The 11,382-nt window shown below is 42.8% G+C and carries 8 protein-coding genes; 1 reads left to right on the top strand and 7 read right to left on the bottom strand.

The genetic code is table 11. From position 1 onward, the window contains the following. Window positions 1–3 precede the first annotated feature (3 nt). The 5 genes from QEP08_RS03875 to QEP08_RS03895 form a co-directional block, all read right to left on the bottom strand. Complete coding sequence (locus QEP08_RS03875; RefSeq protein ID WP_285055972.1) at window positions 4–1,458, bottom strand: PKD-like family lipoprotein; 1,455 nt, start codon at window positions 1,456–1,458, stop codon at window positions 4–6. Further along, complete coding sequence (locus tag QEP08_RS03880) at window positions 1,433–2,248, bottom strand: DUF4843 domain-containing protein (RefSeq protein WP_285055973.1); 816 nt, start codon at window positions 2,246–2,248, stop codon at window positions 1,433–1,435. Before QEP08_RS03880 ends, QEP08_RS03875 begins: the two co-directional genes overlap by 26 nt. 27 nt (window positions 2,249–2,275) lie before the next feature. Further along, the gene (locus tag QEP08_RS03885; protein WP_285055975.1) at window positions 2,276–3,787 is read right to left on the bottom strand and encodes a RagB/SusD family nutrient uptake outer membrane protein; all 1,512 of its coding nucleotides are present in this window, start codon (window positions 3,785–3,787) and stop codon (window positions 2,276–2,278) included. A gap of 32 nt (window positions 3,788–3,819) precedes the next feature. Further along, complete coding sequence (locus QEP08_RS03890; protein WP_285055977.1) at window positions 3,820–7,224, bottom strand: SusC/RagA family TonB-linked outer membrane protein; 3,405 nt, start codon at window positions 7,222–7,224, stop codon at window positions 3,820–3,822. A 226-nt stretch (window positions 7,225–7,450) separates the two neighbouring features. Beyond that, window positions 7,451–8,629: a FecR family protein gene (locus tag QEP08_RS03895; RefSeq protein WP_285055978.1), complete on the bottom strand. Its 1,179-nt coding sequence runs from the start codon at window positions 8,627–8,629 to the stop codon at window positions 7,451–7,453. A 116-nt stretch (window positions 8,630–8,745) separates the two neighbouring features. On the opposite strand from QEP08_RS03895, the gene QEP08_RS03900 reads away from it, so the two are divergent. Continuing rightward, entirely contained in the window at window positions 8,746–9,615 is an 870-nt protein-coding gene (locus QEP08_RS03900; RefSeq protein WP_285055980.1) for an alpha/beta hydrolase, read from the top strand. A 42-nt stretch (window positions 9,616–9,657) separates the two neighbouring features. Here QEP08_RS03900 and QEP08_RS03905 read toward each other — a convergent pair whose 3' ends face one another. Both QEP08_RS03905 and QEP08_RS03910 read right to left on the bottom strand, forming a co-directional pair. Beyond that, entirely contained in the window at window positions 9,658–10,239 is a 582-nt protein-coding gene (locus QEP08_RS03905; protein ID WP_285055981.1) for an RNA polymerase sigma factor, read from the bottom strand. An 8-nt stretch (window positions 10,240–10,247) separates the two neighbouring features. Then, entirely contained in the window at window positions 10,248–11,231 is a 984-nt protein-coding gene (locus tag QEP08_RS03910) for a glycoside hydrolase family 43 protein (protein WP_285055983.1), read from the bottom strand. Window positions 11,232–11,382: the final 151 nt, after the last annotated feature.

Genomic DNA, 11,382 nt, shown 5'->3' on the forward strand with positions numbered 1-11,382 from the left:
GTTTTATCTGATGGCTATATCCACAGGGTCGCCAGGTATGCCTTCAATTTTTTTAATGAAGGATCCGTATTCGCCTGTGTTGATATTGGTAAACCAAACGGTTTCCCTAGTTCCCACCATCAATGTTTTTTCGTCTTCAGACAGTTTTAACATGGTAATTGCCTCGCCACCTAAATCGGTTGCCAGGTTTCTTACTTCTTGATTAATCGGATTGTAAATAACCACCTTGTTTCCAGAAGCGATATAGATTACACCATTTTTCGCACCCTGCCATTTCGTGTCGGCAGTAATCAAATCCTGACGGATGAACTCACGTTTGTGTTGCGTAGTGAAAGTAAAAGGGCCTAAAAACGAAACATTGAATTTTAGTTCATAGATCTTACCATCAGTCTGCTTCATGTAAGCGAAACAATCGGCATTGTTCAATTGAATCATCTTTATTAAGTCCATCCCGACGTTCAGGGGATTAAAGGAATTTGTTGGATCTTCTACGGCGTACTGAGTTCCGAAGTAAGCAGGAGCTCCATAAAGGTTGATGCGTTGGAATTGTCTTTTGTTTTTGTCGAATACAACGAAGTAGGTTTGGTTATTGGCTTCTCCCATCACAAAGGAAGGTGCCAGTTCATAGTCGCCATCGGCAGGCAATCCAAACATGCCATAAGTTGGAGCCTGATCCCATGTACTGGTTGTTCCCCCATAAAACTTACCGTTTACCACACCCATCATTACCCCTTGAGAATGTGCCACAAAATTGTCCACTTCCAGGTCATCAGGTGTTGTAAAGAAATTGCCTGCAAGGTTATTAGGAAACTTCTCATCCTCTGTCATTGTACTGGTGTTTAACCGCACACCGCCATTTTTAGTGATGATCCAATAACCCAACGCAAGCGTTCCCCCATTTTTCTTCAACAGAAACAGAAACATTGGATTAGCGGGCAGTTCTTTGCCATGTATCGCCTTGTAAAGACGGGCTTGTAAGGTGCCGTCCGGTTTAATGAAAGAGAATTGAGTTGTCCCGTTTTCCACGCTAAGCACAGTGGTCCCGGAACCGAATTCGGTGGCACCCGTAACCTTAAATTTATGGAAGTATTTCATTCCATTCGTTTTATTGTGAATAGTTAGTAAGCCCGTATAGTTTTCTGCTGCCAGACCAAAAATCACCTTCATCACCGGACCTACATAAGTAAGATCCTTGCCAGTCATCACACTGATTTTCCAGCTCAGCTCCAGCTCAGTTCCCGGAGGGGCTTTTACTCCGGGATCGATAATTAGGCTATCGCCCACAGTGGCTGAATAAAGGGTGTCTAATGTGGTCACTTGCGGCTCCAAAGGCATGTCAATTTCGTAATTGCCCAAATCTTTATGACAAGCTGCCAGCGAAAATACCAACACCAACAGTGCCAGTGTTTTTCTAATACCTGTGTTTACTTTGTTAAAGGACTTCATTGCCGTTTTCATCTATAAAGTAATATTTATTATTCTGTGTATTCTTTCTCAGTAAGGTCTTCTTTGCCGGATTGCCGGTATTATAAAAATAATAGCTATCCGTATTTCCAGGTGTTACTTCTTCTAAGACATATCCCTTCAAAGGATTTTTTGCCACCCAATTGAACGGATTGTTGAGCATTGTTGTAAGCAATCCTACGTAATAAAGATTTTTTGGTGCATCCAGGCCGTCTTCCGACATCCATGTTTGACCTGTCGTCAATATAAATAGCTCATGCTTGGTTCTGGAGTAGGGAGCCAATGGCCAAAAATCCCACCATCCGCCTGGCTTCTCTAAAGTGGCGGAGAATATTACCTTTGCCCTGATGACATAAGGATTCTCAATTCCCAGGTCGCTGGTTCCAGTCAGTTTTACTATGATGGATACAGAACGGTTTTCCAGCTCTTTATCCTTGTTATAGATAACCAGAGGGATGTAGGCAATGCCTGCTCCGGCAGGAATGCTGTAGCTGGGCTTCAATGGTTCATAATGCAGCTCAGGCCTGGCTGTAGAACTGTCGGTTTCTATCTTCGCAGTAAATGTCCGGGCATTCTCCGTTCTGACACCTGAGAGTCTTACAGGCAGCCAGACTGTATCCTCAGGTATGGTCGGTGTATAGGCAAAGGTGGTTACGATACTATCACGGTCTCTTTGACTAAGGTCGAAATAAACATTGGCTGCATGGTCAAACCTCATCTCTTCTGCCTTTTTACAGGACGCGAAGCAGATCACCGCCAGCAATATGATGATATATGATTTCATAATTTCTTTTTTAAAATATAACATGGTTTATCTGCCGCCGTATACCAACTCATCGTTAGGCAAAGGCAAAACGAAAATATTGTTGGAAGCCGGGATAATTGATCCGGTTGGCCCTACAATTCCTCTGCTCAGACGTTTGTAAAAATAGAACAACTGCCCTTCTGCCAGGGTTTCTTTCCGGACTTCCTTTGCAAGTTCCCTCAGGAAATCTTCTTGTGTGCTTACCGGAAGTTTATCGCCGATGTCCCTAGCCGAGCGCACAGCATTCAGGTATTCATACGCTTTGGCGGCATCGGTAGGGAAAATTGCCTCAGCGGCAATGTAGTACATCTCGCTTAACCGGATCGCAGGTGCCATCAGGTAATGCAGGTTTGCACCAGGCAATTCACTCTTGTTATTTCTAAGGTATTTGATGATTTCGTAATGTGCACCATTTCCCTGTGTTGAACTCTTCGTGAGATAGTATTTAAACCGTGAATCAAGAGCACCCGCAGTTTGTTTTTCATATATGAAGTCTCCTGCATCTCCTATCAGATAGAGTCCATTAGTACCACTTTGAAACCAATGATCTTTGATGTTTTTGGCCATTTCCGGAATATACCAGCCAAAGACGAGTTCCTGATACAGTATCCGGTCTTTTTTTTCCTCATCAAAAGCTCCAAAATCTGTGCTTAGGGTCCAGGGGAACTTGGGTTTGCCATCAGCGCGTTTTTGGTCGATGACTATTTTGGCATTGATCAGTGCATTTGCTTTGTCGTTTTTATACAGATAAACCCTCGCTAATGCGCCGCAAACTGCAAAATAGTTCATACGGTGTCTCCTATTTTGGAGAAATAGGAAGGGAGAAGACTCTTCTGTATTGAAAGTCGTATCTCTGACCGTAGGGTAGCCTATTTTATATCCTATACTTCTGATCGGATCTTTTATCAGCAGAGCTTTTGATTCTTCCAAGTCCTTAATAATGAGGTCTATGACTTGTGTGACATTGCTCATTGGTGTTGGATCTTTAGAATACTTTGTCACAAAGGGAATTGCCTGTGCAGTAGGATTGCTTAAATAAGAAGGAGCAAAGAGACGCAACAAGTCAAAGTGAAAATACGCACGCAATGCGAGTGCTTCACCTTTCACAATTTCATAGTTAGCTCCGCTGAAGACATTTTTCTTTTCGTCTACATTGAGCAAAATCAGATTGCAGTTGGCGATTGAGCCGTAAAGTCCCGCCCAGATCTTATCCTTGCGTTCTATAAACTTACCCTGTTTATAGTTGTATAGTGATGTTTGTCTGTAATCTTCGCCATCTTCACGCGTAGAATAGTTCTGCGCCAAAGCTTCAGGTGTGCCAAACGTCAGTTCCTTGCCATAAAGTTCTTCCCGGGTAGCACGGGTATAAATGCCATTGACTGCATCCATAAAGCCGTTTTCCGTAGAGAACAAATCCGGCGCAGCGATATCGGATTCAGGCTGCAGTTCCAGCCATTTCTTACATGAAGAGAACAATCCCATCAGCAGAAATACTCCAATTAATAACTTCTTGTTCATATTCTTATATTTTAAAATATCCTTAATTATTCTTAAAATCCAGCTCTTAATCCAAATGTTACGCTTCTGGCAAACGGATAGTCAATCCCTCTTTCCTGTTTTACAGAAGACCAGCGCAATACATCATTTGCCGTCAGCGTAAACATAATGTTGGTCATCCCAAACTTCTTCGCATATTTCTGATCTACATCATAAGAAAGTGCAAGTGTCTCAAGGTTCAGCAGATTGTCTTTTTGAATAAATCTGGAGTTTACCTCTGTAGTACCGAGGTCGGCTATGTTTTTGTAGAAGCTCAGGTCTCCCGATTGTTTCCATTTATCTTCAAATACTCTTCTATCTACGTTGTATTTAGGATCTGCATTTTCTACCCGCTCTACAAGCGTCAGATTATAGAGGTCGCCTCCAAAATAAGTTCTGAAGTTGGCCGACAGATTGAAGCGCTTAAAGTAAATGTTAGTTCCAAATGAACCGTCCAGTTTAGAATCTGCATTGCCGATTGGAACGATATCTCTTTTGTCGTATTCATAAGTCAAGGTTCCATCACGCTTTACATATAGTTCCCGTCCGTTTTCAGGATCGATACCTAATGATGGTACGCCGTAAATGGTATTGATTGAGTGACCCTCTCTGTATCTGAGTAGTGGAATACCTCTAAAGCCAGGTTCATTTGGCTTAGGTTCTTTCGATTGGAGGTCATTCGCCCGGTCTTCATATTTTTTTAAGGCGTTAGAAATCCTCAGGATTTTGTTTCTGTTGGATACAAAATTTCCAAAGAGACTTACATTCAGGCCTTTATGACGAATAGCTTCCCACCTTAGATTAACCTCTGCGCCTTTGTTCTCCATATCTCCAAGATTTTCCTTGTAAGATAGGAAGCCTGTAGAAGGAGCGATGGTGACATCCGCCAGGATATCCTTGGTAAATTTCCTATAAATTTTCGGCGTGATGGTTAGACGGTCTTTAAACATACCTAGATCCAAGCTGATGTCTGTCATCCTTGTTTTTTGCCAGGAAAGATTGTCATTGCCATAATTGTCTACAATGGCGCCGATCCCTGAGGAGTACCAGTCATTTGTATTGTATTTATACGTAGTTCTGGAAAGATACGGAGAGAACTCAACAGATCCGGTTAGACCGGTAGATGCTCTTATGCGCAATTGACTGATTATCGGATTGTCTTTTAAGAAGGGCTCGTTGTGAACATTCCATCCCAGTCCCAGCGACCAGAAAGGTGCGAGTTTATTATCTATTCCAAACTTAGATGAACCATCTACCCTAACTGTAGCATCCAGGAGGTATTTATTTTGAAATGAATAATTGGTGCTTAAGAATGAACCGAATAATCTTGATAATTCCTTATCGCTGTTTGGCTTGCCATTTTCTGCATACCCCTTGGCAAAACCAATACTGGTAAACCTGTCGTTGGCGAAACCTATAGCAGTAAAATCTTTTGAATCACGCATGTCACTTCTCACGTTCACACCACCTACAAGGTTGATGTAGCTTCCCCCTATTTGTTTTAGCCAGGTCGCTCTCAAGGTACCATCCCAGATCAATTCTTTTTTCTGGCCACTAAAATATTCACCTTTTTCATCTGTCCTATCTGTAGTATATTCATAGAACCTATTGGCAAAAGGTGAGGAGAAGATGTCGTCTGCAGTTGAGCGACTGGTTAAACTCATCTGGGCTCTTAATCTCAGGTCTTTTACAACTTCTATTTCAGCAGATAGGTTGTCTATGATCTCTGTGTAAGCCGATTTGTTGAAACTACTCAATTGAGCGTCATACAGCGGGTTAAGTGTCGCTGTTTTGCTGCCGTCCTGCTTCTCCCACTCATCAACAACCTGAGGATATCTTCCAGACCCATCCATCATAGGATAGTAAGGGTTCATGCGCACATAATTTTTAAAATCGCCATAAGGGGATTCTGTACCAGAAACCTGGGTTATGGAAAGATCGTTCCTGAACTGGAATTTATTGAGGTTGTACATGAAGTTCATGCCTCCGGAATACTGATCTCTCGAGGATCCCTTCATCACACCCGGGCGGGTTTGGTAGCGCAGGTCCACTCCATAACGGAAAGCTTGAGAACCGCCGTCCAGATTGATGGAATGTTTTTGTCCCGCCGTAGTTCGAACTGGCTGAGACAACCAATAGGTATTGACACCACCGACAACATTGGCGTATTTGTGGTAATAGAATGAATTTAACTCATCCTGACTAACGCTTTGCTTGTTGCCATCATATAGTCCCGCCAGGACCTCATACTCCATTTTCTCCCTTGCATTCAATACCTGGTAGTCTGAAAGATCTGCACCCGTCACATTCAGTTCGTAGTTATAATCTACGCGCAGTTTACCTTCCCTTGGTGCTCTGGTGGTGACAACAAGCACACCGTTTGCCGCGCGTGATCCGTAGATTGCGGTGGCTGCGGCATCTTTCAGTAAAGTGGCACTTTCCACCCTGTTGATGTCAAGGTCAAATATCTTTTGCACATTTACCTCATATCCGTCCAGGATAAATACCGGCATGTTAGTGCCGCTGGTATAGTCATCCCGGCGTAGTACTTCACCATCGCCACTTGGTAGGGCTGAAGAGCCCCTGACGTTGATATTCGGAATACGGTTTGGATTTGATCCAACCAGGTTATTTTGCTGTAATTTGAAAGAAGGATCAAAAGCACCGATACTGGAAAGCAGATTTTGAGGGTTTATCTTCTTCAAATCTGCGCCGGTCATTGTAATCGCGGTTCCTGTATAACTCTCTTTTTTGATGGTCTGATAACCGGTAACCACCACATTTTCGATGGTTTTTACGTCGGCTTCCAGCGCGATCAGCATAGGTGCCGCAGTCGCTTTAGCTTCTTTAGGCTTGAAACCAACATAACTGAAGACTATGATATCGCCAGTCTGCGTCATAAATTTAAAGTTCCCTTGCGGGTCAGTTTGGGCACTGAGGGTCTTTATGGTTTTAGAAGAGATGTTCACACCAGGGATACCTTGCTGTGTTTCTGCGTCTATAACCCGTCCTGAAACCATAATAAGATCAACTTGAATGTCCTGCAAGCGGTCTGTTTCCTTATTCCTGATCACGATGGTCTTATCCACAATGTTATAGGTCAGGTTCTGATCAGTCAGGCAAGCTTTCAAAGCCTCCTCAAGCGGCACATTCTTCAGTTCCACATTAAGCGTCTGCCTTTTCAGGTTTACCTTTCCATTGTAAAAGAACAGGTAACCGGTTTGTTGTTTGATGTCTTTGAAAACCGTTTCCAGGGTGGTGTTTTTCCTGGAAACCGTCACACTTTGCGAATAGCTTGCGGCAGACAAATGCATGGTGCCGATCAGTAATAAAATAGCAGTTAATTTCATCACTATTAATAATTTGTACTTTACCCTCCGCATCAAAAATGCAGGGTTGTAAAGAAAAGTTAATTTCATACTTTTGGAATAGAATAAAGTGAATAAATAGCAGTCCGGTCTCAACATCTGACTGCTGACCTTTTTTTAAACCGGGAGTGGTGAGATACTTCCGGTTTTTTGTCAAATATTTGTAGTGGTTGTTGGTCTATTGTAGCTTTCTTATCATCAGAATCTTCTTAGTGTGAATAATCGGTTAGTTGGTTTCGGTTTTTTAGGGTTGAATGGTGTTGTTATTTAATAATTTTTAAGGTCTTTTTTTAGAAGTTGATACAGTTTCGCCATTATAAGAAACAATAATGGTTTTGCCCTGGACATCCAGTTGAACGTTATTGAGTTTCAGTATTTCAAATACTTCCGAGAGCTTTGCAGTTCTGAAGATCTCTCCGGAGAATACAATGTCAGATAGATCGCCCTTATAGCTTACATCCACGTTATACCAGCGGGCGATGCTGCGCATTACAGACTTGACGTCATCATTTTCGAAGGAGAACATTCCGTCTTTCCAGGCGATTTCCTTATCTATATTTACATTGCGTCTAAAGATAGCGCCATTGCCTTCCCTGCTGAGCACAGCCTGTTGTCCGGGGACGATCAGACTCGATCCGATGGACGAAGAAACCTTTACAGCTCCCTCAACAAGTGTGGTCTTTATGGAGTTCTCATCTTCATAAGCATTGATATTAAAATGTGTACCCAGCACTTCGACTGTCTGTCCGCCTGATTTTACCCTGAAAGGCATATTTTTATTCTTTGCCACTTCAAAATAAGCTTCACCATTGAGTTGTACCAATCGTTCAACGCCTTTAAAAGCAGTCGGGTAGACCAGAGACGAGGCTGCATTTAGCAGTACGTTCGTACCATCAGGCAATATTACCCTGTATTGCCCCCCTCTAGGCGTAGAGATGGTGTTTTGCAGAATCTGCCCATCTTCAGCGGCAACACTGTATACAATCTGACCGTCATCTGTTTTTGTGATGGTAATGCCCGACTGTCTTGCAATTTCACCTGTTGCAGCGTCATTTAATACGATCTTCCGTCCACCGGCAAGTGTCAATACAGCTTTGTTACCTCCAGGAATTATAGTTTTGTCAATTCTCGCAGTATGATCACGTTCCTCATTGCGCGAAAAGAAATACAGTGAAACAAAAAGAAGCATCAAAATGGCGGCAGCTGCGGCGGTAAATTTATACCAGCTGAGTTTTTTAACCCTGATCTTTGGTGCACTGATTATTTTGTCAACTTCATTTTTGATGTTTTCTTTCAAATAAAGGTAATCTGCTTCATTTTCTTCAGTAATGAGCGTTTTATTGGCTTCAAATGTATTATAATAAGATTCCAGGAACTTAATTTCCTCAGAAGAGGCTATATTTTTCCTGTATTTCTCTAATATCTCTAGAAAATGCTGTTTACGAAAGTCTCTCATTATCCCTTTTATACCTATATGAGTCCGAAATTTGAAAATAGCCCACTCGAATTGAAAATATATATTAAATTTATTGTACCAGTAGATTCAGCTACTGGCATAACCAATATAACCACATGATGAAAAAACTACTTACAGCGGCTACAGCGCTCTTATTATTGGGGCCTCTCACGTCATTTGCCCAGATCGGGAAGGTTTATGATAACCTGACGCTTCCCAGCAAAATCTTAAAAAGCGAACGTAAATATGCCATTTACCTGCCACCTGATTACGAAACCTCAGGCCGCAGTTACCCTGTCTTATATTTGTTGCACGGAGCGGGCGACGATCAGACCGGGTGGGTACAATTTGGTGAGGTACTGAACATCACTGATAAGGCCATAGCCGACGGTACCGCAACGCCCATGATTATTGTCATGCCTGATGCGAACACTGGTCGGAGGGGGTATTTCAATGATGTTAAAGGAGACTGGAACTACGAAGACTTCTTTTTCAAAGAACTGATTCCTTTTGTAGAAAAGAAATACCGTACCAAAGCAGATAAGCGCTCGCGAGCAGTTGCCGGGTTATCGATGGGCGGGGGCGGCACATTTGTTTATGCCCTTCACCACCCCGAAATGTTCTCTTCAGCCTGTCCGTTAAGTGCAGCTGTAGGTCCATTTAGTCTGGAAGACGCCAAGAAAGCGCTGGTAAGGAATAACCCTGATGTAGACGACTCAGCAGTCACCAGCTATTACAACCGTCAGAGTGTACTGGCATTGGTCAACAATATGCCTGATGATCAGAAAAAGGCCGTACGCTGGTATATCGACTGTGGTGACGATGATTTCCTGTATGAAGGTAATGCTTTAGTACACATTGCCATGCGTAAGAAAGAAGTGCCTCATGAATACCGCGTGCGCGACGGCGGACATACCTGGACCTACTGGAGAGGATCATTGCCTAAAGTACTGGGCTTTGTGTCAGATGCTTTTCATCAATTTTAATCGGCCTGTCTGTAGCCTGTATACTTAAGGAGAAGCGAAAACTTATCTTCCCGGATACAGGATAAATAAAAACTGCAGCGCGAGGAGCGAACCTCTCAACGTTGTCAGCGCCCTGCCCAATTGGTTCCTCACGGTTTTAGGAGAGATTTCGAGCTGATCCGCGATTTGCTGACTGCTCAGATCCTCCTCAAACCTCATTCTGAAAATGAGACGCTGCTGTTGGGGCAGGCTTTCCACCAGCTCATTAAATGATGTTAAAAACTCCTGGTGCAATATTCCCGCATCTGCACGGTCATGTTCATCTGTCACATCAACGACCGTATGCGGCAGCACGGACAGTTTGCCCTGTTTCTCGAAATGCTTAAAAACGCCGTTTCTCGCTGATACCTGTAAATATGCAGAAAGATTTTCTATCGGCGATTTGGTACCTCTGATCCAAAGCTGCACAAATACATCCTGGGCAATATCCTGGGCCTGCTGTTCATTACTCAGCCGTTTATAAGCTGCATTAAAGACGTATTTCCAGTGTCTGTTGTAAAGCGTGTCAAAAGCAGGTTTACTGCCTTCGCTTAGCTTTATCAGCAGTTCGGTGTCTTCTGCGTCATATAAGTTCTCAGGAGCCATGCATCCTGTTATTTTAACGGATTAGCGGCTACACCTTCAAATGTGATCTTTACCGGTTTAATGAGTCCGTTTTCATCAAACTCTAACTTGTCAATACAGGTCACGCGGTGGTTTCCATTGGTTTCTCCCAATGGCCTGCGGTGATAAACGATGAAGTAATCTTTTGTTTTAGGGTTCTGGACCACCGAATGGTGACCAGCTCCGGTCGCTATAGAAGGGTCTTGTTTCAGGATTTTATCAATCCGTTTAAAAGGTCCCATTGGCGAATCGGCTATCGCGTATGCTACAGAATAATTTGGTCCGGTCCAGCCGCCTTCTGACCACATAAAGTAATATTTTCCGTCTTTTATGAACATAAACGGTCCTTCCACGTAGCCTTCAGGTGTAATTTCTTTATAGGTTGTACCGTCTGGAAAAGGAACGATGCTTTTAAAATCATCACTCAGTTTCACCACATTGCAATGTCTCCAGCCGCCATAGTACAGGTAGTACTGCCCGTCTTTGTCTTTAAATACATACTGGTCAATCGGCTGGGCTTTATTATGGAACTTATCAATCAGCGGTTTACCTATATGGTCTTTGAAAGGTCCCTCAGGCTTATTGGACACCGCAACGCCTATGCCGCCAAGTTCATTGTCACTCTGAATGTCATTGGCACCGAAGAACAAATAATATTTATTGCCTTTCTTAGTGATTGAAGGTGCCCACATGGCTTTGTTTGCCCATTTGACATTGGCTTTTTCCAGTATGTTAGGGTGTTTTTTCCAGGTGACCAGATCTTTTGAACTGAAAGCATCCATAAAGACCTGCTCCTCGTATTTAGCCGAATAAGTAGGATATACCCAGTATTCCTTATTAAATATTGCCACCTCAGGGTCTGCGTACCAGCCGGGGAAAATCGGATTTCCGGAGGTTGTTTTATCAATTTTTTCCTGTGAGAAAAGAGAAAGACCGCTAAAGGTTATGCATAGTAAAAGTACGAGTTGCTTCATTTCGCAAAATATTAGTAAAAAGCTGTTTAGGTTCCTGATTTTTGGAACAGCCAATATATCAGTAATTATTTTATTATGGAACTATTTGGGCTAAAAAATGAAGTTCAGGCTTATTTAAAGCCATTTAGCAATATTAATCTACTAAATCGGT

It is taken from the genome of Pedobacter ginsengisoli (genome assembly GCF_030244015.1).
Lineage (GTDB): Bacteria > Bacteroidota > Bacteroidia > Sphingobacteriales > Sphingobacteriaceae > Pedobacter > Pedobacter ginsengisoli.

What these genes read in the sequence shown, in the direction of transcription:
- QEP08_RS03890 (WP_285055977.1), bottom strand. Translation starts at nt 7,224, where the DNA reads ATGAAATTAACTTTTCTTTACAACCCTGCATTTTTGATGCGGAGGGTA.
- QEP08_RS03875 (WP_285055972.1), bottom strand. Translation starts at nt 1,458, where the DNA reads ATGAAAACGGCAATGAAGTCCTTTAACAAAGTAAACACAGGTATTAGA.
- QEP08_RS03910 (WP_285055983.1), bottom strand. Translation starts at nt 11,231, where the DNA reads ATGAAGCAACTCGTACTTTTACTATGCATAACCTTTAGCGGTCTTTCT.
- QEP08_RS03880 (WP_285055973.1), bottom strand. Translation starts at nt 2,248, where the DNA reads ATGAAATCATATATCATCATATTGCTGGCGGTGATCTGCTTCGCGTCC.
- QEP08_RS03900 (WP_285055980.1), top strand. Translation starts at nt 8,746, where the DNA reads ATGATGAAAAAACTACTTACAGCGGCTACAGCGCTCTTATTATTGGGG.
- QEP08_RS03895 (WP_285055978.1), bottom strand. Translation starts at nt 8,629, where the DNA reads ATGAGAGACTTTCGTAAACAGCATTTTCTAGAGATATTAGAGAAATAC.
- QEP08_RS03905 (WP_285055981.1), bottom strand. Translation starts at nt 10,239, where the DNA reads ATGGCTCCTGAGAACTTATATGACGCAGAAGACACCGAACTGCTGATA.
- QEP08_RS03885 (WP_285055975.1), bottom strand. Translation starts at nt 3,787, where the DNA reads ATGAACAAGAAGTTATTAATTGGAGTATTTCTGCTGATGGGATTGTTC.